General features: G+C 61.7%; 25 protein-coding genes and 1 tRNA gene. 13 read left to right on the forward strand and 13 right to left on the reverse strand.

Going from position 1 to position 26,514, the window contains the following annotated elements; all coding sequences use genetic code 11:
- Positions 1–89 precede the first annotated feature (89 nt).
- The 3 genes from ACFPFG_RS11020 to ACFPFG_RS11030 all read left to right on the forward strand — a co-directional run bounded on the left by ACFPFG_RS11020 (position 90) and on the right by ACFPFG_RS11030 (position 2,554).
- Positions 90–1,064, forward strand: coding sequence for a bifunctional enoyl-CoA hydratase/phosphate acetyltransferase (locus ACFPFG_RS11020; protein ID WP_312379628.1), 975 nt, complete (start codon positions 90–92; stop codon positions 1,062–1,064).
- Complete coding sequence (locus ACFPFG_RS11025) at positions 1,061–2,107, forward strand: YeiH family protein (RefSeq protein WP_183018854.1); 1,047 nt, start codon at positions 1,061–1,063, stop codon at positions 2,105–2,107. The genes ACFPFG_RS11020 and ACFPFG_RS11025 overlap by 4 nt, the downstream gene beginning before the upstream one ends.
- Before the next feature lie 141 nt (positions 2,108–2,248).
- Complete coding sequence (locus ACFPFG_RS11030) at positions 2,249–2,554, forward strand: hypothetical protein (RefSeq protein ID WP_183018853.1); 306 nt, start codon at positions 2,249–2,251, stop codon at positions 2,552–2,554.
- 26 nt (positions 2,555–2,580) lie between these two features.
- On the opposite strand, the gene ACFPFG_RS11035 is transcribed toward ACFPFG_RS11030, so the two are convergent.
- Positions 2,581–3,474, reverse strand: a complete 894-nt coding sequence (locus tag ACFPFG_RS11035; protein ID WP_380106522.1) for a LysR family transcriptional regulator — start codon at positions 3,472–3,474, stop codon at positions 2,581–2,583.
- A gap of 101 nt (positions 3,475–3,575) precedes the next feature.
- Here ACFPFG_RS11035 and ACFPFG_RS11040 point away from each other — a divergent pair, with 101 nt between their 5' ends.
- Positions 3,576–4,562, forward strand: a complete 987-nt coding sequence (locus ACFPFG_RS11040) for an NAD-dependent epimerase/dehydratase family protein (RefSeq protein ID WP_380106524.1) — start codon at positions 3,576–3,578, stop codon at positions 4,560–4,562.
- 46 nt (positions 4,563–4,608) lie between these two features.
- Here the strand turns inward: ACFPFG_RS11040 and ACFPFG_RS11045 are convergent.
- The 5 genes from ACFPFG_RS11045 to ACFPFG_RS11065 all read right to left on the reverse strand — a co-directional run bounded on the left by ACFPFG_RS11045 (position 4,609) and on the right by ACFPFG_RS11065 (position 9,020).
- Positions 4,609–4,685, reverse strand: a tRNA-Gln gene (locus ACFPFG_RS11045).
- Positions 4,686–4,762: 77 nt separating this feature from the next.
- A complete protein-coding gene (locus tag ACFPFG_RS11050) occupies positions 4,763–5,743 on the reverse strand; it encodes a CobW family GTP-binding protein (RefSeq protein ID WP_374620144.1) in 981 nt (326 codons plus the stop codon).
- The gene (locus tag ACFPFG_RS11055) at positions 5,740–7,404 is read right to left on the reverse strand and encodes an amidohydrolase (RefSeq protein WP_380106527.1); all 1,665 of its coding nucleotides are present in this window, start codon (positions 7,402–7,404) and stop codon (positions 5,740–5,742) included. The genes ACFPFG_RS11050 and ACFPFG_RS11055 overlap by 4 nt, the downstream gene beginning before the upstream one ends.
- A 13-nt stretch (positions 7,405–7,417) precedes the next feature.
- Positions 7,418–8,800 (reverse strand): sodium:solute symporter family protein, encoded by a 1,383-nt coding sequence (locus ACFPFG_RS11060; RefSeq protein ID WP_380106529.1) that lies wholly within the window; start codon positions 8,798–8,800, stop codon positions 7,418–7,420.
- Positions 8,801–8,813: 13 nt separating this feature from the next.
- Entirely contained in the window at positions 8,814–9,020 is a 207-nt protein-coding gene (locus ACFPFG_RS11065; protein ID WP_183018847.1) for a DUF3311 domain-containing protein, read from the reverse strand.
- A 142-nt stretch (positions 9,021–9,162) separates the two neighbouring features.
- Here ACFPFG_RS11065 and ACFPFG_RS11070 point away from each other — a divergent pair, with 142 nt between their 5' ends.
- Positions 9,163–10,074, forward strand: coding sequence for a LysR family transcriptional regulator (locus ACFPFG_RS11070; protein ID WP_380106531.1), 912 nt, complete (start codon positions 9,163–9,165; stop codon positions 10,072–10,074).
- Between the two features lie 17 nt (positions 10,075–10,091).
- Here ACFPFG_RS11070 and ACFPFG_RS11075 read toward each other — a convergent pair whose 3' ends face one another.
- Complete coding sequence (locus ACFPFG_RS11075) at positions 10,092–10,994, reverse strand: LysR family transcriptional regulator (protein WP_183018845.1); 903 nt, start codon at positions 10,992–10,994, stop codon at positions 10,092–10,094.
- A 138-nt stretch (positions 10,995–11,132) separates the two neighbouring features.
- Between ACFPFG_RS11075 and pdxA the strand changes: the two genes are divergently transcribed.
- Positions 11,133–12,845, forward strand: a complete 1,713-nt coding sequence (pdxA, locus tag ACFPFG_RS11080) for a 4-hydroxythreonine-4-phosphate dehydrogenase PdxA (protein ID WP_380106534.1) — start codon at positions 11,133–11,135, stop codon at positions 12,843–12,845.
- 54 nt (positions 12,846–12,899) lie between these two features.
- Positions 12,900–13,310, forward strand: a complete 411-nt coding sequence (locus ACFPFG_RS11085; RefSeq protein WP_380106536.1) for a hypothetical protein — start codon at positions 12,900–12,902, stop codon at positions 13,308–13,310.
- Positions 13,311–13,810: 500 nt separating this feature from the next.
- On the opposite strand, the gene ACFPFG_RS11090 is transcribed toward ACFPFG_RS11085, so the two are convergent.
- Positions 13,811–14,161, reverse strand: a complete 351-nt coding sequence (locus tag ACFPFG_RS11090; RefSeq protein ID WP_380106538.1) for a DUF1304 domain-containing protein — start codon at positions 14,159–14,161, stop codon at positions 13,811–13,813.
- Positions 14,162–14,260: 99 nt separating this feature from the next.
- Positions 14,261–14,629 carry a bacteriocin gene (locus ACFPFG_RS11095; protein WP_183018841.1) on the reverse strand — a complete coding sequence of 123 codons (369 nt, stop codon included), beginning with the start codon at positions 14,627–14,629 and terminating at the stop codon, positions 14,261–14,263.
- A gap of 400 nt (positions 14,630–15,029) precedes the next feature.
- On the opposite strand from ACFPFG_RS11095, the gene ACFPFG_RS11100 reads away from it, so the two are divergent.
- From ACFPFG_RS11100 to ACFPFG_RS11125, 6 genes are all read left to right on the forward strand, one after another.
- Complete coding sequence (locus ACFPFG_RS11100; RefSeq protein ID WP_183018840.1) at positions 15,030–15,386, forward strand: PRC-barrel domain-containing protein; 357 nt, start codon at positions 15,030–15,032, stop codon at positions 15,384–15,386.
- A gap of 128 nt (positions 15,387–15,514) precedes the next feature.
- Positions 15,515–15,868 carry a four-helix bundle copper-binding protein gene (locus ACFPFG_RS11105; protein WP_197957199.1) on the forward strand — a complete coding sequence of 118 codons (354 nt, stop codon included), beginning with the start codon at positions 15,515–15,517 and terminating at the stop codon, positions 15,866–15,868.
- 151 nt (positions 15,869–16,019) lie between these two features.
- On the forward strand, positions 16,020–16,379 hold the full coding sequence (locus ACFPFG_RS11110) for a hypothetical protein (RefSeq protein WP_380106541.1): 360 nt from the start codon (positions 16,020–16,022) through the stop codon (positions 16,377–16,379).
- Between the two features lie 134 nt (positions 16,380–16,513).
- Positions 16,514–16,795 (forward strand): H-NS histone family protein, encoded by a 282-nt coding sequence (locus tag ACFPFG_RS11115; RefSeq protein WP_183018837.1) that lies wholly within the window; start codon positions 16,514–16,516, stop codon positions 16,793–16,795.
- Positions 16,796–17,000: 205 nt separating this feature from the next.
- Entirely contained in the window at positions 17,001–18,200 is a 1,200-nt protein-coding gene (locus ACFPFG_RS11120) for a tyrosine-type recombinase/integrase (RefSeq protein WP_004883034.1), read from the forward strand.
- Positions 18,197–19,264 (forward strand): PDDEXK nuclease domain-containing protein, encoded by a 1,068-nt coding sequence (locus tag ACFPFG_RS11125; RefSeq protein ID WP_004883035.1) that lies wholly within the window; start codon positions 18,197–18,199, stop codon positions 19,262–19,264. Before ACFPFG_RS11120 ends, ACFPFG_RS11125 begins: the two co-directional genes overlap by 4 nt.
- 239 nt (positions 19,265–19,503) lie before the next feature.
- On the opposite strand, the gene ACFPFG_RS11130 is transcribed toward ACFPFG_RS11125, so the two are convergent.
- The 4 genes from ACFPFG_RS11130 to ACFPFG_RS11145 all read right to left on the reverse strand — a co-directional run bounded on the left by ACFPFG_RS11130 (position 19,504) and on the right by ACFPFG_RS11145 (position 26,495).
- Complete coding sequence (locus tag ACFPFG_RS11130) at positions 19,504–20,751, reverse strand: hypothetical protein (RefSeq protein WP_004883036.1); 1,248 nt, start codon at positions 20,749–20,751, stop codon at positions 19,504–19,506.
- A 288-nt stretch (positions 20,752–21,039) separates the two neighbouring features.
- Positions 21,040–22,833: a UvrD-helicase domain-containing protein gene (locus ACFPFG_RS11135; protein WP_207570148.1), complete on the reverse strand. Its 1,794-nt coding sequence runs from the start codon at positions 22,831–22,833 to the stop codon at positions 21,040–21,042.
- An 8-nt stretch (positions 22,834–22,841) separates the two neighbouring features.
- Positions 22,842–24,980 (reverse strand): AAA family ATPase, encoded by a 2,139-nt coding sequence (locus ACFPFG_RS11140; RefSeq protein WP_004883041.1) that lies wholly within the window; start codon positions 24,978–24,980, stop codon positions 22,842–22,844.
- Positions 24,981–25,085: 105 nt separating this feature from the next.
- Positions 25,086–26,495 carry a Shedu immune nuclease family protein gene (locus ACFPFG_RS11145; RefSeq protein ID WP_380106545.1) on the reverse strand — a complete coding sequence of 470 codons (1,410 nt, stop codon included), beginning with the start codon at positions 26,493–26,495 and terminating at the stop codon, positions 25,086–25,088.
- Positions 26,496–26,514 lie beyond the last annotated feature (19 nt).

The raw sequence follows: 26,514 nt of genomic DNA on the forward strand, positions 1-26,514 counted from the left end.
CCTGGGTGAAGCGCAAGGCCCTCGAAAGCCGATTCCCAGATTCCCTGCGTTGCTCGCGCCGGGCCCTGTACTTTCCCGCAGGAGCTTTCATGGTCCCCCCACTTTCACTCGCCGTGGCCGCCGATGATGCGCCCGCCACGCCCCGTCCCCATCTCCAGCACTTGCTGGACCAGGCCAAGGCGCAAGGCCCCATTCCGGTGGCCGTGGCCTATCCCCGCGATGCAGGCTCGCTGCAGGCGGCCATGCAGGCCGCGCATGCCGGCCTGATCACGCCGCTGCTGGTCGGTCCCGAGGCACGCATCCGGGCATCGGCCCAGGCAGCCGGGCTGGATCTGGCGGGAGCGTCCATCCACTCCACAGCCGACGATCCACGCGCGGCGGCGGCCCAGGCGGCGGCGCTGTGCGGCAGCGGCCAGGCCCGCGCGCTGATGAAGGGCAGCCTGCACAGTGACGAATTGCTGGGCGCCGCCGTGGCGCGCGAGGCCGGCCTGCGCGGCAGCCGCCGCGCCAGCCATGTGTTCGTGATGGACCTGCCGGGCTTCGAGCGCCCGCTGCTGATGACCGACTGCGTGGTCAACATCTTCCCCACGCTGATGGACAAGCGCGATATTGCGCAGAACGCCATCGACCTGGCCCGTGCCATCGGCATTGCCCGGCCGCGCGTGGCCGTGCTCTCGGCGGTGGAGACGGTCAATCCCGCCATCCCCGGCACCATCGACGCGGCCGCGCTGTGCAAGATGGCCGACCGGGGGCAGATCAGCGGCGCCATCCTCGACGGGCCGCTGGCCTACGACAACGCCATCTCGCTGCGCTCGGCGCATCACAAGGGCATCGTCTCCGATGTGGCCGGCCAGCCCGACGTGCTGCTGGTGCCCAGCCTGGAGGCAGGCAACATGATCTACAAGCAGCTGGTCTACATGGCCGACGCCGAATGCGCGGGCCTGGTGCTGGGCATGCGCGTGCCCATCGTGCTGACCAGCCGTTCGGACTCGGTGGCCAGCCGCATCGCCTCCTGCGCGCTGGCCGTGCTGGCCGATGCGGCGGGCGGCAAGGAGCAGCCATGAGCCAGGTCCAAGCCCCTTTGGCAGCACAGCCGTCCGTGCCGCGCATGCTGCAATGGCTGAAGCTCCTGCCCGGCACGGGCCTGTCGGGCGTGATTGCGCTGGCAGCCACCTTCGTCTCCACCCTGCACGGCGGGCCGCAGCTGCTGTTCGCGCTGTTCTTCGGCGTGGCCTTCCACTTCCTGAGCCAGGACGCGCGCGCCAAGCCCGGCATCGAGTTCTGCGCACGCGGCGTGCTGCGCCTGGGCGTGGGCCTGCTGGGCGCGCGCATCACAGCCACGCAGATCGCGGGCCTGGGCTGGACCACGGCGCTGATCGTCATCGCCGCCGTGGTCACCACGCTGCTGTGCGGCACGCTGCTGGGCCGGCGCCTGGGCCTGACGCGCCCGCAGGGCGTGCTGTCGGGCGGCGCGGTGGCCATCTGCGGCGCCTCGGCCGCGCTGGCCATCTCGTCGGTGCTGCCGCGCGACAAGGACAGCGACCGCTTCACGCTCACCGTGGTGGTCACGGTCACGGTGCTGTCCACGGCCGCCATGGTGCTGTACCCGCTGGTGGCGCGCGCCCTGCACCTGCCGCCCGAGCTGGCGGGCCTGTTCATCGGCGGCACCATCCACGACGTGGCCCAGGTGGTGGGCGCGGGCTACACCATCGACCAGGCCACGGGCGACTACGCCACCATCGTCAAGCTGTTCCGCGTGTCCATGCTGGCCGTGGTGGTGGTCATGGTCTCGGCCCTGTTCAAGCGCCAGCGCGAGGCTGCGGCCGAGCAGCACCACGGCAAGAAGCCGGGCCTGGTGCCCTGGTTCCTGTGGGTGTTCGTCGCGCTGGTGGCCATCAACTCGCTGGGCTGGGTGCCGCCGGGCCTGCAGCACCAGTTGAGCGACCTCTCGCGCAACTGCCTGGTGCTGGCCATTGCGGCCCTGGGCCTGAAGACCTCGTTCCAGCAACTGGCGCAGGCCGGCTGGCGGCCTTTTGCACTGCTGGTGGTGGAGACGCTGTGGATGGCGGCCTTTGTGCTGATCGCCATCGAGATCGAGATGCGCTGACGCCTGCACAGGCCCTCGCTGGTAGAGGCCCGCCTTGCGCGGGCCTTTGTCATGGCGCCGCCACACATCGCTTGATGGGCATGCACCAGGATGATACATTCGCACACAAATTTTTGATCCACCTCAACGACCCACCGCGCCGTGAACGTTTTTCGCAAGCAAGCCGGCAGATTCCGCAGGCTTACCGCCACCCAAGTCCTCACCCTGCTGCGCAGGCAGCAACCCCGGCAAGCCGCCCTGCTGCGGCTGCTGCCCTGCCTGGTGATGCTGGCCGTGTGCGCGGTGCTGCTGGATTCCCTGCTGCCCATTCCGCTGTGGGCCGTCGTCAGCCTGACCGTGGTCATGGCCGCCTACACCGCCCACAACTGCCAGGCCTTTGTCGCCACCCAGCGCAGAAAGTCCACGCTGCGCCATCTCGCTCGCTCCTGCCTGCTGCACGCCGGCTGAACACAAGTTCCCCTGGGTGCCGCGCGTCAGGCACCGCCTCTGGCATAGGCCGTCAGCGCCTGGGCCACAGCCTTGAAGACCACGGCGCAGCGCTCGCTCTTGCGCAGGTCCTCATGCATGGCCACCCAGGTATCGAGCTTCCATGAGAATGCCTGCGGCAGCACCCGCACCAGGCCCGGGTCCCTGGCCGCCAGCGCCGACTGGCAGATGCCGATGCCAAAGCCGGCGCGGATGGCGCCCAGCTGTGCCAGGTCGCTGTCCGAGCGCAGCGCCATGGCCTCGCGCGTGAACATCGGAAACTGCTGCTGAAACCTGCGGATGAAGGCGTTCTCATGGTCGAAGCCGATGAGCGAATGCCCGGCCAGGTCCTCCAGCGAATCCGGCACGCCATGTCTGGCCAGATAGCTCTCATGGGCATGCAGCCCCAGCTCGATGGCGCCGATATGGCGTACCACCAGCGCCTCCTGCTGCGGCCGGAACATGCGCACGGCCACATCGGCCTCGCGGCGCAGCAGGTCGTCCACCGCGTTGGACAGCACCAGTTCGATGGCCAGCTCAGGGTGCGCCGCGCGCAATTGCGCAAGCACAGGCGGCAGCACCTCCACCCCCACCACCTCGCTGGCCGTCAGCCGCACCGTGCCACGCACGCCCGAGCCATGGCTGGCCGCCACGCGGCGCAGCGCGGCCGCCGTCGCTGCCATGCTGGCGGCATAGGGCTGAAGCTCGTAGGCCGCTTCCGTGGGCGCGAAGCCATCGGACGAACGGGTGAACAGTTGCAGGCCCAGCGCCGACTCCAGCCCGTCAATGTGCCGGCCCACGGTAGGCTGCGCCAAGCCCATGGCCCGGCCCGCCGCCGACAGCGACCCGGACTCCAGCACCTGCAAAAAGCTGCGATACCACTCCCAGTGGGGTTCCGACATCTCTGATCCATTCATTTATGCATGGACACCAGAAGATTCTAGGCAATTTTCCTTTTGCAGCGTGTTGCGGACACTGGCGTGGTCACCACAGGACCCGCCCCATGCCATCCATTGCACTTTTCGGCGCTGCAGGCGCCATCGGCCAGAGCCTGGCCGCCGCGCTCAGACAACAGGGCCGCGCCTATCGCGTGGTCGGCCGCAACGCAGCCAGCCTGCACCAGACCTTCGGCGCCGATCCCCTGGCCGAGATCGCCACCTGGAACCCGGACAGCGCCGGCTCCATCGAGGCTGCCGCCCACGGCGTGGACACGCTGGTCTACCTGGTGGGCGTGAACTACTGGCAGTTTGAATTGCATCCCGAGCTGATGCGCAAGACGCTGGAAGGCGCCATTGCCGCGGGCGTGCGCCGCGTCGTGCTGATCGGCACCGTCTATCCCTACGGCAAGGCCCGCACCCTTGCCGTGGAAGAAGACCATCCGCGCGAGCCCCATACCTTCAAGGGCCGCATGCGCAAAGCCCAGGAGGACCTGCTGCTGCAGGCCCATGCGCAGGGCCGCATCGAGGCCACCGTGTTGCGCCTGCCCGACTTCTACGGCCCCGGGGTGCACAACAGCCTGCTGCACGGTGCCTTCGAGGCGGCGGCCCATGGCGGCCGGGCCGGCATGATCGGCCCGCTGGACCGTCCGCACGAGTTTGTCTACGTGCCTGACGTGGGCCCCGTCGTCGCGCGCATCATCGACACGCCGCAGGCATTCGGCAGGGTCTGGCACCTGGCTGGCGCGGGGGTGACCACGCAGCGCGACATCGTCTTGGAGATCGAACGCCTGAGCGGCAGGCCGCTGAAACTGCGCGTCGCGGGAAGGACCGCGCTGCGCCTGGCCGGCCTGTTCAGCCCCTTGATGCGCGAACTGGCCGAGATGCACTACCTGCTGACCGATCCGCTGATCATGGACGACTCGGCCCTGCACGCCCTGCTGGGCCCCATCGCCAAGACGCCCTACGCCCAGGGCATACGCGCCACGCTGGACGCCGCCATGGCGGGTGCGGGCTCAGGTGTGAACGCCAGCCCGCAGCAGGCCACGGCCTGAAAACAAAAAGGCCCTGACAGCAGAACTGTCAGGGCCTTTGTCTATCTGGCAGGGGAGGAAGGACTCGAACCCTCGCATGCCGGAATCAAAATCCGGTGCCTTTACCAACTTGGCGACTCCCCTAGAAGACGTAAATTCTAATACGTTTTTTTGGCCCGAAATCCAAAACTCCAAAAATTTCGACTCAGCCAAAGATGTCTTCATTGCGCAGCCAGGGCTCCCTCAAGACAGCGAAGTATTGCCTCCCGCCCCATCGCCGTGAAACAACCGATGAAGACGAACACGGACTCCGAGACCCCGGCCCCAGGCAGGCTGGCAATGCGCAAGCGCCCACCCACCACGTGGATTTCCTGGGCGCTGTCCTGCCCGCCCAGCCGCACGATGCCCTTGGCCCGCAACAGCGGGACAGGCAGCGTACGCAGAGCCTGCCGCAATCGCTGCCGGTCAAAGCAGCGACGCGTTGCGTAGGAAAAGCTGCCCACATCGGCCAAGCAGGCCGTATCCCCGGCCTGGCTTTTCCAGGAGCCCCCCGCTTGCAGCAGGCCTTGCGGGCGGCGTGGCGCGGCAGCCGCATCAAGGAACACGGCCAGGGGTATCTGGCCATGGCGGGCCGCCAGCACCACGGCACCGGGCGCCATGCCAGCCACGCGCGCGGCCACCTTTTCGGTGGCATATGCGCCGGCCAGATCCGTCTTGGTCAGCACCAGCGCCGTCGCACCGGAGATCTGGCGGCGAACCATGTCTCCGACCAGCGGGTCGCGCAGTTGCTCATCGAGGCCCTGGGCATCCACGACCACCAGGATGGCGTTGAGCTGCAGCGCGGGGTCGAGCATGCCGACCTGGGCGATGCGCACGGGATCGGAGACGCCGCTGCACTCGATGACCAGCAGGTCCGGGCGGTCGGGCCGCGCGCCCACGGCGGCCAGGGCCTCGGCCAGCCGCCCGCCGATGGAGCAGCAGATGCAGCCGTTCTCCAGCTGCAGCACGTCGCTGCTGCGCGTGCGGATCAGGGCGGCGTCGATGTTGATTTCGCCGAAGTCGTTGACCAGCACGGCCACGCGCAGGCCATCGGCGCGCTCCAGCAGCCGGTTGAGCAAGGTGGTCTTGCCTGCGCCCAGGTAGCCGCCCACGACGACCATGGGAATGGGCGCCCGCTGCGCCGCGGCGGCCGGCGTGCTCATGGCCGGGACCCGGGCGCGGGGAAGATGCGCCCGCCCAGCACGGTGCCCCAGACCTTCACGTCCTTGAGGGCGGCGGGCGCCACCGTGCGGGGATCGTCCTCCAGCACGGCGAAGTCCGCCAGCTTGCCGGGCTCGATGCTGCCCACGCGCTGCTCCTGCCTGAGGGTGCGCGCCGCGCCCATGGTGATGGCGTGCAAGGCATCGTCCACCGAAAGGCGCTCGGCCTCGCCCAGCACGCGGCCTGAAGCGGTTTCGCGCTGCACGGCGCACCAGGCGGTGAACAAGGGATTGATGGGGGTGATGGGCGCATCGGAATGCATGGAAAAGTCCATGCCCAGGCGCCGTGCCGTGCCCGCCGCATTCATGCGTGACGCCCACTCGATGCCCACGGTCTGCCCGGCATGGGCATCGCCCCAGTAATAGAGATGGTTGGAGAAGAAGTTGACGCACAGCCCCAGGCGCGCAGCGCGTTCCAGCTGGGCGCTGTCGGCCAGCTGGCAGTGCTGCAGGGTGTGGCGATGGTCGGCGCGCGGGTGCCTGGCCAGCAGGTCCTCGATCACATCCAGCACCACCTCGGTGGCCTCGTCTCCGTTGGTGTGGATATGCAGTTGCAGCCCGGCCAGGTGGAAGGGCTCGAACAGCGCGGGCAGCTGCGACGGCGGAATCAGCCACAGGCCGTTGGGCTGCCCGCCCGCGTAGCCGGGGGCGCGCAGGCGCGCGGTGAAGCCCTGGATGGAGCCGTCCACGATGAACTTGACGGGGCCGAACTGCAGCTTGTCGCTGGCCGAGGACGCCGCAGCGGCGTGCACGCGCGCGGCGCCGCCTTCCGGGTTGCGCTGCGGCGCAAAGGCCGGGACGATGCGCAGCGGATAGGCCGCGTCGCCCGTCACCTCGCGCAGCGCGGCCAGGCCCTGGGCCGAGAGATCGCTGACCAGGTCGGTGGCCGTGGTCACGCCCGCGAGCTGGGCCACGCGGCCGAACTTCCAGATCGCCTCGCGCTGCTCGGCTGCGGCCAGGGAGAGCGCGCTGCCGATCACCTTCTGCACGGGGTACATGGCGGCAAACTCCTGAAGCTCGCCCGTGGGCTGGCCTTCGGCGTCCCTGTGGATGCCGTCGATGTCGGTGTCCTCGTCGATGCCGGCCAGCGCCAGCATGGCCGAGTTCACATTCATCAGGTGCACGCTGGCGTGCAGGATGACGATGGGCCGCGTGGCGGAGACACGGTCCAGCTCGCGCACCGACAGCCGGCTGCTGCCAAAGAGGATGGGATCGAACCCCCAGGCCAGCAGCGTGGCCTGCGCATCGGGCAGCGCGCGCTCGGCCTCGGCCAGGCGGGCCAGCACGGCTTCCAGCGTGCGCAGGCCGGGCCACAGCCGCCCGTCGGGATCGCGGCGGTCAAAGTAGCCCAGGTAGACCGCATCCCACATGGCGCCTTCCATCAGGTGGCTGTGGGCCTCGATCAGGCCGGGCATGAGCACCTTGCCGCGCAGGCGGTCGATGCGTTCGGCATCGGGCCAGGCGGCCATCTCGGCCTCCCCGCCCACCGCCAGCACCGTGCTGCCCCGCACGGCCACGTGGGTGGCCTGCGGCCGGGCCGGGTCCATGGTAAGGATGGTGCGCGCCGCGAAGATGCGCACGCGCCCGCTGGTTTCGTGGTTCATGGGGATGTTTCCCTCAGGCGGTCTTGACGTGTGCCGCACGCGGCAGGCAGTGGACGATGGCCGTGACCAGCAGGTTCAGCGCCAGGCTGATGAAGCCCAGGTTGATGCCGCCGAAGTCCGGTTGCTGCAGGTACAGCACGATGGCCAGCGCCTGCCCGCAGACGACGCCCAGCGCAATGGCCAGAGGCCGGATGCGCCAGCCAAACAGGATGGCCATCATTCCCGGGAAGAACTGCGTCACGCCGTAGTAGGTGGTGTTGATCAGGGTCAGCATCAGGTTGGGGGTGAGCAGCGTCATCACGATGGACAGCAGCAGGTAGATGACGATCACCACCTTGGCGCCCTGCTTTTGCTTGGCCTCGGGCAGGCCGGGCAGCAGGTTGCGCGCCACGATGGGGCCGATGGCCAGGCAGATGCCCGCCAGCACCAGCAGGCCCGACAGGGCGGCGCCTGCGGCCACCAGCCCCAGCAGCCAGTCGGGCAGCAGGCGCACGGCAGCGGCGAAGAAGGCCTCGTTGGGCGATGCCAGCTGCAGGTTCTGGCTGATGGCGTAGTACGAGGCCAGCACCAGGAACGGGTACATCAGCATGTACAGCGGCATGGCGATCTGGGTGCGGCGGATGGTGTGCGAACTCTTGGCCGTGAAGAAGTTCTGCACGGCGAACGGCATCATGTAGAAGCCCAGCGCCTGGAACAGCATGGTGCTCATGGAAAAGCGCAGCTGCGTATCGGTCATGTGGTTGCTGACCTTGGCGCTGGCGGCGGCGAACACATCGCCCACCCCGGCATGCCAGCCCACGGCCACGCCCGTGGCGATGATGGCCACCACCATGAGGATGTCCTTGAGGATGGCGATGTAGGCCGAGGCACGCACGCCCGAGATGGCGATGTAGGTGAAGGCCAGGCCCGCCGAGATCAGCAGCAGGTGCAGCGGCTGGAAGTTCCAGCCCAGCCCCTTGAGCGCCGCCACCAGCCCCGTGAACTGCAGCTGGCCCCAGGGCAGCAGGAACAGGATGGCCGAGCCGGCCACGATCAGCTCCAGCGCGCGGCTGCCGAAGTGGCCCTTGAACAGGTCCGGCAGGGTGATGGCGTTGTGGCGCAGGCCTGCCTTCCAGATCATGGGGCCCAGGAAGTAGCCCAGCGGATAGGCCAGCAGGATGTAGCCCAGGAACCAGACGCCATAGGTCGGCCCCTTGGCGTAGATGCCGCCCGGAAAGCCGACCATGGTGCCGATGCTGTAGATCTCGCCGGCAGCCAGGAAGAACACCAGGTAGGCGCCGAACTGGCGAGAGGCGACGAAGAAGTCATGCACGCTTTGCGCACCCTTGCCCGTGCGCGAGCGGATGGCCAGGTACAGCGACAGTGCGATGAAGCCCAGAAAGACTGCGGTGGTCATGGCAGCGCTCCCTTCAGGCCGACTGCACGTCGTCGGCTTCGTGGCGGTCGAACACCAGCCAGCACACGAGCATGCACAACGAGGTCAGCACGAACCACACGAAGATCCACAGGTAGATGAAGGGCACGCCGAGCAGATGGCGATCGACCGACGCGACCCAGGGAAGCAGGCCGATCACCGCGATGTACGGGATGCCTATGCCGATGAACAGCTTGAGCATGGTTTGTCTCCTTTTGCTCCGATGAAAGAGTTGGCGGTTGTGGCCGCTCTATAGGACGTTTCAATGTCCATGGATGCGATCTTAGGAAACGCCTACCTATAATTCAAATGAGAAATCTGCCAACAAACCATGAGGACTGCGCATGGATACCCAGAAGCTGCGGCACTTGCTGGCCATCGTCGAGCACGGCACTTTTTCGGACGCGGCGCGCGCCGTGCACCTGACCCAGCCGGCGCTGAGCCGCAGCATCCGCGCGCTGGAAGACGAGCTTCGGGCACAGCTGTTCGACCGGGGGGCGCGGCGCGCCCGGCTGACGGTCTTCGGCGAACTGGTGGCCGAGCGCGCACGCCGCATGCGGCTGGAGGAAACCCAGCTGCGGCGCGACCTGGAGCTGCTGCGCGGCGGCCAGGAGGGCGCACTGGCCATTGGCGTGGCGCCGGCCCCGGCAGCGCTGCTGCTCAAGCCCTTTCTGATCCACATGGCGCAGGCGCATCCGCGCATCAAGGTGCGCACCGAGATGGGCGCCACCAGCGCGCTGCTGGAGTTGCTGCGCAATGAGTCGATAGACGCCATCGTCGGCGACGCCTATGTGCTGCGCGCCGCCGATGACGTGGAAATGGAGCTGCTGGGCGAGCTGCCCGCCGGCCTGGTCTGCCGCGCGGGCCACCCCGTGCTGCAAAACCCCCGCATGGACGAGATCCTCCGCTACCCCCTGGCCACCACCACGCTGAGCACGGCCATGGCGCGGCAGCTGGCCGAGCTGTGGGACCAGGGCGCCGAGCCCGACAAGCTGTTCACCCTGCACTGCAACGACCTGGAACTGCTGCGCAGCGTGACCCTGGCCACGGACACCTTGCTGTTCGGCGTGCTGTCCATCACGCGCCAGGAGCGCGCCAGCGGCGCCATGGCCGAAGTGCCCCTGCCCGCCGATCCCCGGCGCTGCGGCCGCTACGCCATGGCGCGCATGGGCGCGCGCAGCCTGTCACCGGCGCTGGAAACCGTCTATGCATTCACCCGCACGCACTGGCGGGAGCTGTCAGAGCACGATCAGTGAGGCCGGGCAGGCTGAAGTCAGGCATCGGCCTGCGCCAGCGGCAATGTCTGCGTGCGCAGCCAGTCCAGCACCAGGGCGAAGCGGGCCTCGTCATGCACCGGCCTGGGTGACATGAGCACGTAGTGCGAGCCGTCGGCCACAAAGCCGCGCGGCGCGCACAGGGTGCCGCTGGCCAGATCGTCGGCCACCAGCGCCCGTGGCCCGATGGCAATGCCCGCCCCGGCAACGGCGGCCTGCAGGCTCAGGTAGAAATGCTCGAAGCGGGCCTCGCGCCTGGGCTGCAGCGGCACGCCGGTCAGCTCGCTCCAATGCCGCCATGCGTCCGGGCGCGATCCTGTGTGCAGCAGCACGCCGCCCAGCGGCCCGGAGCGTGCCAGCGTCTTCGCAAGTGCAGGCCGGCAGACGGGACCCACGTGCTCCTGCAGAAAGGGCTCGGCCAGCACATCGCTGCCCATGTCGAAATCCGCGCGGCGTATGGCCAGATCGATGCCCTCGCGCGCAAAGGGCACCGAGCCGCCGGCCGATACCAGGCGCAGCTCGCGCTGCGTGCCGATCGCTTCCTGCAAACCGCCCAGGCGGGGAATCAGCCAGCGCATCAGAAAGGTGGGCTCGCAGGACAGCACCAGCGGCCGGTCCGGCCCGGCGGCCTGCCGCGCGCGGCCCAGCGCGCCGCGCAGGCGCTCCAGCGCCAGGGCCACCTCCTCGGCCAGCACACGCGCCGTGGGGGAGGCAATGATGCTGCGGTTGCTGCGCTGGAACAGCGCAAAGCCCAGCGCCTCTTCCATGTCGCGCACGGCGCGGCTCACGGCGCCGTCGGTCAGGTGCAGCTCGCGCGCGGCCTTGGAAACGCTGCCGTGGCGCACCGTGGCCTCGAAGGCACGCAGGGCGGACAGCGGCGGCATACGGGTGGGTGGTGGCATGGGACGGGAGGGCGACATCGGGGAAAGGGAGTGAGGAGAGTTTTCAATTGACTTTTGATCAACCTAATACTGAATCCATATCGATTTTTTGCAATGCAATTTTCATGCAAAGTACCTCCATCGATTGAGCTTTCAGCAATGACCATGAACGAAGTCCCCGCCATCGCCACCGCCCCCCTGGCCATCACCATGGGCGATCCCGCGGGCATAGGCCCCGAGATCATCGTCAAACTGGCCATGGACCCTGACCGGCCCCATGCACCTTTTTTCGTCATCGGCGACACGGGGCAACTGCAGCGGGCCGCCGACATCCTGGGCGTGCACCCGCGCATCCACGCCATCGATACGCCGGCCCAGGTTCCCTCCACCGTGCCACCCGCCACCCTCTTCGTGCTCCAGACCGGGGACCGGCTGCCCACGGACCTGGCCCGGGGCCGCATCGATGCGCGCGCCGGGGCCGCCTGCCATGCCTACATACAGCGCGGCATCGACCTGGCCCTGGCCGGCGAAGTCGCAGGCCTGGTGACCGCCCCCATCCACAAGGAGGCGCTGCGCGCCGCGGGCTGCCCCCATCCCGGCCACACCGAGATGCTGGCCGAGCGTTCGGGCACGCGCGACTTCGCCATGATGCTCGCCAATGACGAGCTGCGGGTGCTGCTGGTCTCCATCCATGTGCCGCTGCAGCAGGCCATTGCCGCAGTCACACCGGACAACGAACTGCGTGCCATCCGCCTTGCGCACCGGGCCTGCCGGGCGTTCGGCATCGCCCGGCCCCGCGTGGCCGTGGCGGGCCTCAATCCGCATGCCGGCGAGAACGGGCTGTTCGGGGACGAGGACCGCTCGGTCATCATCCCCGCCATTGCGGCCGCACGGGCCGAAGGCATAGACGCCAACGGCCCCTGGCCGGGCGACACGGTCTTCATGCGGGCACGCCGGGGCGAGTTCGACGTGGTGGTCGCCCAATACCATGACCAGGGGCTGATTCCCGTGAAGTACCTGGGCGTCGAGCAGGGCGTGAACATTACCGTGGGCCTGCCCTTCGTGCGCACCTCGGTGGACCACGGCACGGCCTTCGACATCGCCGGCACGGGCCGTGCGGACCATGCCAGCCTGGCCTGCGCGCTGCGCCAGGCGGCGGCCATGGTGCAGGCGGGCCGCTCCGGCGCCTGCGGGCAGGCTCAGCGCCCGGACTTCATCTTCATGCTCACGCAGCAGGACAAGACCATTGCCGATGCGCGCGAGCGGCTGCGCGAAGTGCTGGCCCAGGGCGTGCGCCATGTGGGCTTCAAGGACATAGGCCTGCCCCTGCCCCAGCTGCGCGAGCTGGCCCGCGACATCCGCGCGGGCGGTGCCAGGGTCTACCTGGAAGTCGTCAGCCTGGACGAGGCCAGCGAGGTGGCTTCGGCCCGCGCGGCGGTCGAACTCGGGGTGGACGTTCTCATGGGCGGCACGCGCCCCGAGGCGGTGCTGCCCGTGCTGCGCGGCAGCGGCATTGCCTACTATCCGTTCCCCGGCAGGATCAGCGGGCATCCGAGCGTGCTTTCAGGGCCGGCCGAGGACATCGTGGCCAGCGCGCGCCGCATCGCGGGGCTGGAAGGCGTTCATGGCCTGGACCTGCTGGCCTACCGATTCCGGGGCGACGTGCCGGCCCTGATCAAGGCGGTCTGCGATGCGGTGGACAAACCCGTGGTCGTGGCCGGCTCCATTGATCGCAGCGAACGCATCGCGGCCGTGCTTGCCAGCGGTGCCGCGGGTTTCACGGTAGGCACCGCCGCCTTCGAGGAGACTTTTCCAGCCGCGCGGCCCGGGCTGGCGGCGCAGTTGCAGGCCATACAGGCGCTGCTGGACTGAGGCTGGCCCGGCCAGCACGCGCGTGCCTCGCACGGCATCCCGCGCCAGCAGCATTTGCTGCCGTTCGGCCTCGGCCAGACGGTGCGTTTTCAGCCGCTGCAACACATGGAATTGGCGCTTCTTGGCCATGAACAACGCGCCGCCCGCAACGCCATCCACGCGGCAGCCCTGTGCCTGCAAACGCTGCGGCCCGCTGCAGGCATGCAGGCCCGCCACCAAGGCCACGACGGCAGCCAAAGCCATCGCAGCGAGCGCCCGCCAGGATGCTCGGTATCTGCGTCGGCCTTGCCCGCGATGCGCCGGAGAGTTCATGAAGACAGGACAAATGATTCCGGCCCCTTGCATTGGCGCAGTGCTGCAGCCTGCGTCAATGAATCCACCCGGATGCCTACCCAAAAATCAATCAGAACCTGGCGCAATACACTTGCGCCATTCCTTGATTTTCCCCGGAAAGCAATCGCATGAATACCCAGGTTTTCCAATAGCCGGCAGGTTTTGACAGCGCTTGGAGCAAATGATTTTTCTCTATCGATAGAAAATACAAAACACCATCAATATCAAGAAAATTCCTGGTTGCATGCCCTGATGGCCGCCATCCCGGCCATTCGAGAACTCCAGACAGCAACCAGGCCGCGCCAAGGCTTCTGTACGCTCCGCAAGCGTGCCAGCCCTACTGGCCAATCATGTCGTCTGGTGAACGATGACATTCATCCTGAATGCCCCCGCAGCCAGCGCTCCATTGGCATGTGGAAAGCCTTCAATGGCGCCGCCTGCATTTTCAGAATCGAATGAATGGCTGCATGGAGCCTGCCATTTCCGAAGTCTTTTGATCAGTTGTTTTGGCCAGTTGGCTTGGCATCCGATGAATAAAGCCGGCCACGGCCGCCAGCGCGCCAGCGAAATCGACCAGCGCCTGGACTACCGGCGCGAGACGCTGAACTACGGCGAGTTCGCCCCGAGCGCCCTCACAGGCCGAAGTACAACGCAAGCAGCGAGGCGGCGGCCGGCGCCGCCTGCACCCAGAGGATCTTGCGGCTGGCCGTGGCGGCGCCATACAGGCCTGCCACCAGCACGCACAGAAGAAAGAAGTATTTGAAGGCCAGGCCATCGCCGCCCTGCGCCAGGCCCCAGATCAGCCCGGCGGCGAGAAAGCCGTTGTACAGGCCCTGATTGGCGGCCAGCGTCCGGGTCTGTTGCGCAAATTCCGGCGTCAGTGCAAAGGCCTTCCGGCCAGCCGGCCTGTCCCAGAGAAACATCTCCAGCACGAGGATGTAGACATGGATTGCGGCGACGATGCCTATGAGAACGTTGGCCATCTGGGGTGAGAAGAAAGTGGACAGGCCCCTGTATACGGGATGCGCCCGCCGCCGTCCATGGCCGTCGCGCCACACACGGCCTGCCACCTCCCGCACCTGTCACCCGGAAGACTTGCTGTCGGGTGGCACGGGCTTTTGCGCGCTCTCTGCCGGTGCCACGGCACCTGCGGCCGCACCGCCCAGCGCACCGGCCACGCTGCCCACGGTACCGCCCACCACCACGCCCACCGGTCCGGCGATGACCGCACCGGCGGCAGCGCCGGCAGCGGCACCGGCCAGTACGCCACCGCCGATGAACACCGAGCGCGACTCGCGCTGCGCATCCTCTGGCGACAGTTGGTACTGGGCAGCTGCATCGGGGTCCTGGGAAGGTACTCCGTGGCCCGGTCTTGCCTGTTCGGCCAGGTCTTCATCCTCCACCGCGTCTGCAGACACCGGCGGGATGGATGGCTTGTTGCTTGCATTCATGGGACTCTCCTTCGGGGATGGAACGTGGATGCGGGACTGCATCCGCCGCATCCCTCTTGCAACCTTGTTGTACGCCTGTGCCCGCCAGGCCGACGCCGGTCCAGGCTGCGCCGCCGCGTCAGCCAAGGGCCGCAGCTGCGCAGACCATGACTACAAGGCCTCGTAGGACCTGGCCTCCGACGCCCAAGGACCTTCCTACGCCGGTCGCGGCGCACCGACTACCCGGAGCACGCCATTGCGGTCCTAAGCTGGAACCCAGAAGCACACAGGCTTCGACCTCGCCAGGCGATGCACAGGCTTTCGAAGGTCCGCGTCCCGCGCCTTTTTCAACGTCGCATCGCCCAGCCGCCAGACGCATCGCGTCGGCGTGCCAGCACAAACCCACTCACCGGAGAACATCATGGTCACACCCAACACCGCATCGAGCGTCATTTCTTCCGAAACCGTCAGCGGCACCAATGTCTACAACCCCGCAGGCGACAAGCTGGGCAGCATAGACACGCTGATGATCGACAAGCTGTCCGGCAAGGTGCGCTACGCCGTCATGGAATTCGGCGGCTTCCTGGGCATCGGCACGGAACGCTATCCCCTGCCCTGGGAATCCCTCAAGTACGAGCCCAACATGAACGGCTACGTGGTGTCGCTGACGCGTGAGCAGCTGGACAACGCTCCACGCTACGAGCGCGATACCGCCCCGGACTACACCGATGAATATGGCCGCCGCGTGAACGATTACTACGGCGTGCCCTACCTGTAAATCCAGGCCTTGCGGTCTTTGACACGGCCCCGTTCGCGGGGCGTTTTCTTTGGTGCGGATAGCTGCCGACAAATGGCCATGGAAGAACGCCCTGCGCGACTTCACCCCCTCATTCCTGGAGAACTGCCATGAATACCACCACCCTACCTGCCATCGACTACAAGGCCTGCATGGACGCCTGCCAGGCCTGCGTCATTGCCTGCGATACCTGCGCGGCTGCCTGCCTGAAGGAAACAGACGTCCGGATGATGGCCGCCTGCATTGCCCAGGACCTGGAGTGCGCCCGGATCTGCGAACTGGCCGTGGCCTCAATGGCGCGCCAGAGTCCGCATGCGCCTGCCATCTGCCGCCTGTGCGCCCAGATCTGCCAGGCCTGCGCCGACGAATGCAGCAAGCATTCCCACGACCATTGCCAGACCTGCGCGGCGGCCTGCCAGCAATGCGCCATGTCGTGCAATCTCATGGGCATGCAGTCGCACTGACGCCACGCGTCGTTGTCACGACAGGCGGCCAGGCAGAAATCCTGCAAACACGCAGGAAAAAACGCCACCGGCGCTGTCGCCAAACGCCGCGCCTTCGCAGAACCGGGCCTGCCTACACTTTGATGCATATCCAGGCACACAGGAGGCAAGCATGGCACTCGAAATCAGCGCAGAGGAACGGTTCGTCACCCTGCTGAACCAGTTGAAGCACATGCCTCCCTGCTCATCCCGCCAGGAGGCACACGACATGCTGTTGCTGCTCTGGATGCGCATCTGCGAAGGCGCCGGCGCTCGCCGGGAATTGCTCAACCGCATGCGGCAACGCACGCTGTGTGCAGAACATGGCTGGAAAAACCTGGACAAAAGCCCTTGCCATCTGGATTCGGACACCCTGCCGGGCATCCGCATCTATCTGCATGCCAACGGCACCATCGTCATTCAAAGACAGGGGGGAGCGCAGGATTCCGAAATCCTGCACTTCAGCGCCAGGCGCGAATTTGCCGAGGCATAGGCCCGATTCGCGCCCAGCGCATGGGGACAGGCGGCGCAGAGGCTAGGTGCAAACACCAACGATGTCCCACCTGCGACATCAGCCTTGTCTCCATAGAATGCGTCATTGTGTAGCACACTATCCATGAGGAATACATGACAGCAGATTACAAAACCCTCCTCCAGCAAAAGGCCGAGCTTGAGGCAAAGATCGCCGCAACCCTGAAGGCGGAAAAAGGCGGAGTCATCTCCACGGTCCGCGGACTCGTCGAGGAGTTCGGATTGACCCAGGATGACATCTTCGGCGCTGGCAAGGCCAAATCCGCCAGCATTGGCGTGCCCAAATACCGCGACCCCGCCACCGGCGCCACCTGGACCGGCCGGGGCAAACCGCCGCGCTGGATTGAAGGAAAGGACCGCAAGGCCCTCGAGATCTGAGCACGGCCCGCCAATGCGGGCCTTTTTTATTTCACCATGACTCCAGCACCGAAATTCGCTGGACTACGCTACAGCCCGATACAGCAGGTTTATCAATGACTTAAGCGAGTTCAACATATGCCGGTGCTTTCCGAAACCTGACCTGACTTCCGACCGCCTGACTCCTATCCGGCCCTTGGAATCCAGGTCTTTCCAAGGAGTCATCATGGCTAAGATCAAACTCACTAAGTCCGCTGTCGATGCGGCGCAACCCCAGGCAGAGGCCGTCGAACTCCGGGACACGCTGGTCCCCGGCTTCCTGTGCAAGATTACCCCGGCGGGTCGCAAGGTGTTCATGCTCCAGTACCGGACGAACGCTGGCGAGCGCCGCAAGCCCTCGCTAGGACTGTACGGGGAGCTGACCGTCGAACAGGCGCGGTCGCTGGCGCAGGAATGGCTGGCCCAAGTCCGCCGAGGCGGAGATCCCGCCGCAGAGAAGGCGGAGGCGCGCCAGGCACCTACGGTCAAGGAGCTATGCACGAAGTTCATGGAGGACTACTCCAAGAAGCGCAACAAGCTCAGCACCCAAGCCGGCTATCAGGCTGTCATCAATCGCAACATTATTCCGCTGCTGGGACGCAAGAAAGTTCAGGACGTGAAGCGTCCTGAAATCGCCGGACTGATGGAAAAGCTTTCGTACAAGCAGACCGAGGCGAACAAGGTATTCAGCGTCTTGCGCAAGATGTTCAACATGGCCGAGGTATGGGGCTATCGGCCCGACGGTACCAACCCTTGCCGTCACGTCCCGATGTTCCCTGCCGGCAAATCGACTCACCTCATCAGCGACGAAGAAATGGGCAACCTGTTCCGACAGCTCGACAAGATCGAGTCGGAGGGGCTGGAGAACTACGTCATCCCTTTGGGAATCCGCCTGCAGTTCGAGTTCGCCGGCCGCCGCTCGGAAATCATCGCGCTGGAATGGAACTGGGTTGACTTGCAGAACCGGCGCGTCGTCTGGCCTGACAGCAAGACAGGCGGCATGTCTAAGCCCATGAGCGAGGAAGCCTATCGGCTACTCTCGACGGCACCCCGGCAGGAGGGTAGCCGCTATGTGCTGCCTTCTCCTAGCCACGCTGGCAAGCATCTAACCACGGGCGAGTATTACGGTGGCTGGAGCCGTGCGCTCAAGGCGGCTGGCGCTACGCACGTGGGCACGCACGGCATCCGCCACCGTTCGGCGACCGACATTGCCAATTCGGGCATCCCGGTCAAGGTCGGCATGGCGCTAACGGCGCACAAGACCGTCGTCATGTTCATGCGCTACGTCCACACCGAGGATAAGCCGGTGCGAGAGGCGGCCGAACTGGTGGCGAATCGGCGTAAGACGATCACCGGGATGCAGGGAGCCAAGGAGGTGGCCGCATGACCCGGCGCAAGGCATCCGTCTCAGCGCCAGCAGCGCCGCCCGCGCTGCTGGGCGACATCCGGGCACTGATCGAAGCGTCGCGCCAGCGCGTCGCCTCGGCGGTCAATGCCGAGCTGACATTGCTGTTCTGGCGCATTGGCCAGCGCATCCATACGGAAGTGCTTGCCGGGCAGCGGGCCGGGTACGGCGACGAAATCCTGCCGACCCTGGCGGCGCAGCTTGTCCGCGACTACGGACGTAGCTTCGCGGACAAGAACCTGCGCCGGATGGTGCAGTTCGCCGCCACCTTCTCGGACGAGCCAATTGTCGTGACGCTGTCACGACAATTGAGCTGGTCGCATTTCGTGGCGCTGCTGCCGCTAAAAGACCCGCTCCAGCGGGACTACTACGTGCAAATGGCCAGCGCCGAACGCTGGAGCGTGCGGACGCTACGCGAGCGCATCGACTCGATGCTATACGAGCGCACGGCGCTGTCCAAGAAGCCGGACGAGACGATCACGCAAGAGCTGGCGGCGATGCGCGATGCGCAGCGCATGTCGCCGGCGCTGGTCATGCGCGACCCGTACATCCTCGACTTCCTGGGCCTGCGCGATACCTGGCAGGAAGGCGACCTGGAAGCCGCGATCATCCGCGAAATGGAGTCTTTTTTGCTGGAGTTGGGCGCGGGCTTCTCTTTCCTAGCCCGGCAGAAACGCATCCAGATCGACGACGAGGATTTCCACCTGGACCTGCTGTTCTATAACCGCAAGCTGCGGCGGCTGGTGGCGGTGGAGTTGAAGATCGGCGAGTTCAAGGCAGCATACAAGGGGCAGATGGAGCTTTATTTGCGTTGGCTCGACAAGCACGAACGCGAACCGGAGGAAGCCTCGCCGCTGGGCATCATTCTTTGTACCGGCAAGAAGTCAGAGCAGATCGAGTTGCTGGAGCTGGACAAGTCGGGCATCCACGTAGCCGAATACCTGACGACCCTGCCGCCGCGTGCGGTGCTGGGGGAGCGGTTGCAGCAGGCGACCGAACGGGCGCGGTTGCAGATCGAGCAGCGGCAGCCTGGCGAGAAGTCCTGACAGCAGCATCTGTCCAACCGTACACCCAAACCACAGCACGAGCATGTGGCAACGGATCTCTTGCTCTATCGAGGCTCCATGCTAGTGTGGAATCGCCATAGGCCGATAAGGAACTGGCCTGCGGCTCAAGGATGCGCTGGGGCTAGTGGGCGCGAGCGCCCAATCACATGATTATCGCGGGCAGCAGCGCCATGTTCTATGCCGATCGCTGTTTTAATTAAATATCTCAAACTATAAAGTCAGTTAATTTTTTCAAAATATTCACGAATCAAGTCATCATTTTTTAAATACGAATCGAGAACCTGAAACAGAAAAAGATCCCCGCTAATATTTATATCAAACGGGATCATTGAGTTATCTATTTTGAATGTCTTTATTTTTCTATGCCCCTTGATGTTGGCATTGCTCAATCTTTCTTGATAGCTATCCAACGTATATACGATAAATTCGTGATCCAAGTGAGTTATAAAAAAATCATCGCCTTTTGAACTGTATTCAAGATGGATGACTTGCGTTACGACGTCGTCGCCTGCCACCTCAAAGTCCTCCATCAATTCTTCAAAAGTCAAACTTAGCTTCTCTGCGTCATGGTGAATCCATAGATTGTTCTCATATTTATCGGTGGAGTAGAACTTTGACAATCTAGGAAGGGAAGATATTTTCAATCGCAACGGAGCGCCAAACTCCATCTCCTCCATTGCAGGGACATAATCGGAGACGTAATCAATCCTGAATGCTATTTCGGACAGCATTCCTTTTTCAATGAGTTCCTCGATAGAGGTAAGCAGCTTCCTCGGAACTTTTATCCAGAAGTGTCGCCCTATGCGTTCATCGCGTATTGTCTGACTATCCTTGTCGTTGAATATCTGAATATTCTCGTTCAGGCTGACAAGACTATATTTAGAGAACTGAGCATCTTCCTTTCTTATGTCAATTCCAATTTTCTCGTACTCACGTTCAACTACCTTGGAATATTTTAGCTCCAGCATCTCAGCCCTCCCCATGATTGATTGGTGCTTGGAATAAAAAATGCAGCCAATGCGATAATTTGCGTAATTTTCTTTTATGTACGAAACACCATCTTCGTCATGGATATGCTTGTAGGAATTGTTGAGAATTTCTAGCGATCCCGGATACTCGTTGAGATAATTATTTAAGTAGTCCATTAAATGCTGGATTGTCTTTATAGCCAATCGCTTGTCCACTAGATCAAGCTGTGGCCCATAAAACTTGGCTGCGTTTGGATGGTCGCGTTTGGCTTCAAATTCTTTCAGAATGGCCGCCTTTTCATTCATGCAGCCCTCCGTATAAGCACGCATTACGTCTGCCTGAAAGCTCTCATTTGCCAGAGAGGTTTGGATGAGGGGAAGCAATTTCTTGACAAAGATCGGGTCTTTATTAAGAAAGACGTAGCAAAATTTCCCAAAGCTGAATAACGCGATTTTTTCCGAAGAAAATTCATTGATTTCTTCAAAGATATTTTTCATATTTTTTACTCAACTCGCCGTAGTCCAAATAGTAAGCGACGGAACCTTGAGCGTCTCCACTTTGTGGATCGCGCTGCTCCACGTTCGCTATTCGCTCATCCCTGACGGGACTGGCATTCGCCAGCCCTCCACGGCCCGACACTGTGATCCGGGCCTGCGCGCTCCGCTTGCATGTTGAGCTGGCGACAGCAGGGCATGCAGAGCGAGCCGCGCGCAGATGATTCAGCCAAACGCTAAACAAAGCTGTAGGGCATCCCATAGAGAGCGCGGTTGCGCTACTCGTGATTTCTATGGAATTTGATCGTATCCAAAACTGCATGAGGCAAGCTTGCGAGTTACTTGATACTCTTCGCCAGAATACTGGCGAACTCGACCTCGTTCCGAAACAAGGTGCAGGTTCTTCCTTGCCCGCGAACCAATGACATACAGCAATTTCATCGCGCTTTCTTGACCGTTCGGATCATTGAAATGCGGCACCATATCTTCTAATAATGCATAAGCGATCACTGCATCGAACTCGGCTCCCTTGACGCCGTGTATCGTCGAGATGGTGATTCCAGTCCTATGCTGAAATACCTTCCTGAATGTCTCAATATCGCCTATAAATTCGCTACCTTCACTCTTCAATCGATTTACCCGGGCTTGCGAACTATCGAAGAAGGCAACGTGATGCTCTTGAAGCAGCGTGAAAAGGCGAAAGTCGATTGCTAAGTTTGCAAACAGACGCTCGAAAAATGCGCTCAAGTAGGTAAGACCATCTGTTTCATCGATCTTAATTGCATTGCACTCCCTCAACAAGGACCTCCGCGTGAGCTTCGACACGCTAGCCCCGGCCGCCTCTAGGTCATTCAGAATCTCCCCGGCCCACCGCAGTCTGCGCACATACATTCCCGGCGATGCCTGAGTAAGTGCAATCTTAGAAAGCCTGTACCAGAAATTCTCTGTGTCCCGTGCAAAGGGAACCATACCGGGGCCATCGAATGAGTACTCCGGCATGCTGGCGACCAAACGACGTGTCATGCTTGCAAGATGCGTCCACTGTGGCGCGAGAATGCACACCTCGTGAGGTGAGATGCCCATAGTCTCAATGTTGAAACGGATGAGCCGGATGAGCTCAGCGTCCAGATCATTTTTGCTCACTGTGTCGTCGAATGAAATAAGGCTTGGGTACGCCTTGTCCTCGGATGCGGCTTCGATGCGTGTGTTGTGAACGTTGTAGTTTCCGAAGTACTCAATGATGCGCTCAGAAGAACGGTAGTTCCGCGACAGTTCGAGTTCGTCCAAATCGATATTGGCCATCGCCTTGAAATCCTCGAAGGCAATCGGATATCCGCCAAGCGATTGATAAATCGCCTGGTTAGGATCTCCGACAATAAAGGCCTTGGTCGCACCTTGACCAGCTTTCAGAATGGCGGTGATGATCGAATACTGAATTCGTTTGGTGTCCTGATACTCGTCGATCAGCACGAAAGAGAACAACTGTGCCAGAAGAGTGCTGATCGCAGGATGACGTGCGATCAGTTGGTACGCATAGTAAAGAATGAGCTCAAAGTCTAGCTGCCGACTTTCGTGCAGAATCTCAAAATACTTGCCCAATATGACGTGAAGACCCGAATGCTTCCAATCTTGTGGGCAGGAGAGCACATATCCAGTTTCGGTGTAATAAAACTCACAATCCCAGAATGTTATTTTTGGCTTCTGGTAAGGCTTGCACAATGCCTCCAGGATTTTCTCGCGCTCATGCTGATCGATCACACGGAAGCCTCGATCCAACGCTTCGTGATAGATGCCGTACGGTTTCAATATCCATTCAAGACAGAACGAATGTATCGTTCCTATCCATAATCGGGATGTATCCACCCCAAGGCTCTCAATGCGCTCGTGGATTTCGTCGGCGGCACGGTGCGTATAAGTGATGGCAACGACAAACTGCTTGTTCGATTTCAGCCTGGACAACTCATAGGCGATTTTGTAGGTGAGCGTGCGCGTTTTCCCGCTGCCCGGGCAAGCGATGAGAAAGACGCTCCCTGGCTTCAGAATGGCTGCTTCCTGCTCGGGATTCAGATCATCTTTGTTCCACATGAACATGATCAGAACACCGCGAGTACATCGTTGATGCGATCATCTGGGAACGTGGCAAGCATCTCGTTTCGGATGCCGACGAAGTCGATGTCTCCATTTCGGAAGGCCAGCAGCTTGGCCCTAAAGTCGTCGAATACGGCAGACGCAGTGAAGATATCTTCTGCATCGATGTAGTTCACGCGGTAGCTCAGCACGTTAAACCAGACTTCCTTAGTGACCACCGGATGCGCAAAAGCGATGGCGTCCAAGATGTACTTCGGAATGGCGGTCTGCGGATCGATCTTCTTTCCCAGCAAGATGGCAAACCATCCCTTGCCGTAGTTGTCCGCCATGGTCAATGCGCGCTGACCGAACAACGCGATGTCCGCTGATTCGAGCTCCGCCTTGGCCGTCGCGATGGTTGGTGCATCCTTGTAGACATCAGGAAGGATGCCGACCACCTTACGCGCATTGCCGGCGGCAATGAAGTCGACCTCGAAGGTATGGGGGGCAAAGAATGGAGAAACCCACCCGTTATCTTTGAAGGTGTCTTCCAATAACGCTTTCCTGGCGACCCCTTTTTCCTGGGATGCCTGATACTTGCCCTTGCGCCGGAGCAGCCCTTCGGAGTCTCCCGCCGCCGGCGTTGTGTCAATGATGGACTTGTCAAGGTCGGTGACGATGCTGCACCGCTTCCGGATTCGGGCATCATCGAAAAGAACCGCGACGTTCTGAAATCCAGTGCTGCGGATATTAATTAAACTGATGCCGAGTTCATCAAGGCTGACGCCTAGCACGTTCTTGATCAGGATCGGAACGAGAATTTCTTCTGCATCGCCCTCCACTAAGAGGACGCTCTTGGCAAACAACAAGTTGCTACGGACAGCATCCAGGTAGCGTTGAATGTTGCCGATCTCTTCTGGGTTTAGGCCAATTGCAGGCTGGTATGCCTCGCAACGATCACCTTCTCTGCCGAGGATGTTCACGTTCTGAACATTGCTGACCTCAGAGATGTGCGTCGAATGGGTCGAATAAATGATCTGTGTGTCGTCGTATTTGAGCTTGTCGAACAGTGTTTTCTGGATATGTGTGTGAATGTGAGCTTCCGGCTCTTCGATAAGCAGAAAGTTGGCGATCGACTGTTTAGCCTTTTGATACTTGAATTCAAGCAGTTTCAACGTGAGGAATATCAGGTTTGCTCCACCAAGGCTCAGCTCGTGGATCGGTCCTTCGTGGCTCTCCCCCGATTCGCCAACGAACAGCTTGAGCGACTGGAACAACTTGTCAGCTTCGTCTGGCAGATCCGACTTGATAGAAAGAGAAGACGGCGAATACGCCTCACCCGCCGCATCCTTGATGGTGTCTCTGATATCCGTCCGGACGACCTGCACGTCTGGCAACGCTTCGATGGAGTCATTCAATGCCTTTACCCCGTCGGTGATAGCCTGGAACGCCACGGGGTCGATATCGCCGCTCTTGCCCTTCAGAAGCGAAAAGAGCGGATTTGTCCGGTTGTTGTGAAATTCGGAGACGACGTCCCGTAGCGCCTGGACGAAAGTGAACGAAATTTCTTTGGAGACGGACAGCACGTTCGGAATCTTCGCGCCGATAACACGAAATTCAACCTCTTCATTGAATCGAACATTCGCGAAGTCGCCGACCACATCCTTATAGAAGGCCTCGTCGTTGAAGTCGGCTTCACTCCGACCTGTGAAAATCGTTTCATAGTCGTCGATGGTGACCGGGTTCAGGATAGCGTCGAGGCCTGCCTGATCACCATCGTTCAATTGAGAAAGTCGCAGCCTGATTTCCTTCTTCGGACGAAAGATCAGGTTGTAAGTGGCCTTGCCGTTCGCCTCTTCCTCAATTACGCCCGTCCCATGTCGGAAGAGCGCCTGCACTGATTCATCCGCAGAGATTTCCTCAAACTCAAGACTGATGATGATCCAATGTCCCTGCCAGCGCCCTAGGCCGCGATGAAAGTCGGTATGCTCCAGCCGGTAGGCAGAGCGAATCATGTTGTCATCAAGCAGCAATCTGATTGCGCGAAAGAGATTGGTTTTGCCAGATCCATTTTCGCCGATGACAGTGTTGATACCCTTCTGGAACAGCAGCTTCGTGTTGGGAAAGTTCCGGTAGTTGACCAGGCTGAGCTTGGATATATGCATTTGATTCAATCTTGTTGTTGAAATCCACATGCCGATCGGCCGATGGATTGGTTGAACACTGCAGCCATTGATCCCAACTACGGAATGGCCAACTGTCAGTTGGTTTTAGAACGGCACCGTGTCTAAGGTAGGAATCGGTTGGAGCGCATTTTTAATCTCGGTTAGCCTTGCAAGTAGTTCATCGAAAGTCACGATCACGATCTCTGCGAACGCATTTCGAACGAGCTCGAATGACTTTCTTTGCTGATGCTCTTGTGGCGTCATGCCAGCGACAACTATGCAGCGAACCGCATAGCTGTGGAGGTCGTATCGGTTCATGTTATTTTTTATGACGGGTAGTTCACTCTGCAATTTGAAACGCTGATCTAGAATTTGAGCAATCGCTCCACCCAATTCTGTCGATGGGCCAAAAACATCATCTCCACGATAGGGAGATTTTCCTAGCAGTTCGGTTTGCGGCTTTTTTATCTCAATGAGGCCAAGATTGCCCGTGGAAGCGGATGCGTATAGAAAATCTGAAAATTTTCCGCCGGACCCGTTAAGTCGCTTGCCACCTGCATAAGCTTGCCCCTGAACCAGCATGGCTGGAACGGCAAATGCAAGACTAAGTATGAAAGGATTTTCCAGAAAGAAGCTTTGCCACTTGCTTTCCGTCAGTCCTTTTCCAAGCATTTCCTGGTATCGCTCAATCAGTTGATTCAGTGTGATGAGCTCAATATCATTCTTTAATGCCAGCAGCGAGCGCGGCTCAGATTCCGCCAGTGCTTCTATATTGTCTTGAACCATGCGAACAGCGGCGCGCCGATCACGCTTGGAAAGCGTCACATGCTGCCGCCCACCATCGGTCATTTCCGTTAGTGCATCAGGTCTTACGCTCTTCTTTAGAGCGGGAAATTGTGCTGAATCGGCAGCATGTAATAAGGTCTGGTAGACATGAAATTGCTTGTCCTTGCGCGCGTCTCTCTGGTGGCGAGAGGCTATGCGATTTAATTCTTTTCTTAATTCATGAAATCTTCTTATTCCGAGAATAAAGAATGGCGAATCAATTTTCGCGTCATTTCCTTTGTGGACAATGAGTATGCTTACGTTTTCTAAGCTGGCGGCTGTTTCGCAAATTTGCCGATATTCCCACAGAAGCCCCAAACCGAATCGAAAATCTTTGGCAAACCCATCCGGCAACTGCTCAAGAAGCCCAACGACATCGTCAGTAGTCTCTGGCAGTATGTAGGGCTCGATAACAGGCCGAGCGACGACGATGCGTTCAAGGGTGCCGTATTCAGGTTGCAGGTAATCGTCGCGATCTTCTCGAATATTAAGAGGCCAAATGGTCAATCTGTCTGGACACACATTGAGCAGTCTCGCTATTGGCGAATCCGGCTTGCGCTCCGCTGCGGGAATATCAGTGAAGAAAACGTTAATGCCTTCCTCTTCCGGTTCGGCTGCTTCAATGACAAGGAAGGGGCCGCCGTCCAAACGCTCACGTTGATTGAATGCTGAAGGTCTGATAGATGCCATGAACTATTCTTGATCCCTA

The organism is Delftia deserti (assembly GCF_042653485.1).
In the GTDB taxonomy this organism is placed as follows: domain Bacteria; phylum Pseudomonadota; class Gammaproteobacteria; order Burkholderiales; family Burkholderiaceae_C; genus Comamonas; species Comamonas acidovorans.

Bases quoted from the DNA above. Each gene is read 5' to 3' on its own strand.
- ACFPFG_RS11020 (WP_312379628.1), top strand. From the start codon at position 90: ATGGTCCCCCCACTTTCACTCGCCGTGGCCGCCGATGATGCGCCCGCC.
- ACFPFG_RS11025 (WP_183018854.1), top strand. From the start codon at position 1,061: ATGAGCCAGGTCCAAGCCCCTTTGGCAGCACAGCCGTCCGTGCCGCGC.
- ACFPFG_RS11035 (WP_380106522.1), bottom strand. From the start codon at position 3,474: ATGTCGGAACCCCACTGGGAGTGGTATCGCAGCTTTTTGCAGGTGCTG.
- ACFPFG_RS11040 (WP_380106524.1), top strand. From the start codon at position 3,576: ATGCCATCCATTGCACTTTTCGGCGCTGCAGGCGCCATCGGCCAGAGC.
- ACFPFG_RS11050 (WP_374620144.1), bottom strand. From the start codon at position 5,743: ATGAGCACGCCGGCCGCCGCGGCGCAGCGGGCGCCCATTCCCATGGTC.
- ACFPFG_RS11055 (WP_380106527.1), bottom strand. From the start codon at position 7,404: ATGAACCACGAAACCAGCGGGCGCGTGCGCATCTTCGCGGCGCGCACC.
- ACFPFG_RS11060 (WP_380106529.1), bottom strand. From the start codon at position 8,800: ATGACCACCGCAGTCTTTCTGGGCTTCATCGCACTGTCGCTGTACCTG.
- ACFPFG_RS11065 (WP_183018847.1), bottom strand. From the start codon at position 9,020: ATGCTCAAGCTGTTCATCGGCATAGGCATCCCGTACATCGCGGTGATC.
- ACFPFG_RS11070 (WP_380106531.1), top strand. From the start codon at position 9,163: ATGGATACCCAGAAGCTGCGGCACTTGCTGGCCATCGTCGAGCACGGC.
- ACFPFG_RS11075 (WP_183018845.1), bottom strand. From the start codon at position 10,994: ATGCCACCACCCACCCGTATGCCGCCGCTGTCCGCCCTGCGTGCCTTC.
- pdxA (WP_380106534.1), top strand. From the start codon at position 11,133: ATGACCATGAACGAAGTCCCCGCCATCGCCACCGCCCCCCTGGCCATC.
- ACFPFG_RS11090 (WP_380106538.1), bottom strand. From the start codon at position 14,161: ATGGCCAACGTTCTCATAGGCATCGTCGCCGCAATCCATGTCTACATC.
- ACFPFG_RS11095 (WP_183018841.1), bottom strand. From the start codon at position 14,629: ATGAATGCAAGCAACAAGCCATCCATCCCGCCGGTGTCTGCAGACGCG.
- ACFPFG_RS11100 (WP_183018840.1), top strand. From the start codon at position 15,030: ATGGTCACACCCAACACCGCATCGAGCGTCATTTCTTCCGAAACCGTC.
- ACFPFG_RS11105 (WP_197957199.1), top strand. From the start codon at position 15,515: ATGAATACCACCACCCTACCTGCCATCGACTACAAGGCCTGCATGGAC.
- ACFPFG_RS11110 (WP_380106541.1), top strand. From the start codon at position 16,020: ATGGCACTCGAAATCAGCGCAGAGGAACGGTTCGTCACCCTGCTGAAC.
- ACFPFG_RS11115 (WP_183018837.1), top strand. From the start codon at position 16,514: ATGACAGCAGATTACAAAACCCTCCTCCAGCAAAAGGCCGAGCTTGAG.
- ACFPFG_RS11120 (WP_004883034.1), top strand. From the start codon at position 17,001: ATGGCTAAGATCAAACTCACTAAGTCCGCTGTCGATGCGGCGCAACCC.
- ACFPFG_RS11125 (WP_004883035.1), top strand. From the start codon at position 18,197: ATGACCCGGCGCAAGGCATCCGTCTCAGCGCCAGCAGCGCCGCCCGCG.
- ACFPFG_RS11130 (WP_004883036.1), bottom strand. From the start codon at position 20,751: ATGAAAAATATCTTTGAAGAAATCAATGAATTTTCTTCGGAAAAAATC.
- ACFPFG_RS11135 (WP_207570148.1), bottom strand. From the start codon at position 22,833: ATGTGGAACAAAGATGATCTGAATCCCGAGCAGGAAGCAGCCATTCTG.
- ACFPFG_RS11140 (WP_004883041.1), bottom strand. From the start codon at position 24,980: ATGCATATATCCAAGCTCAGCCTGGTCAACTACCGGAACTTTCCCAAC.
- ACFPFG_RS11145 (WP_380106545.1), bottom strand. From the start codon at position 26,495: ATGGCATCTATCAGACCTTCAGCATTCAATCAACGTGAGCGTTTGGAC.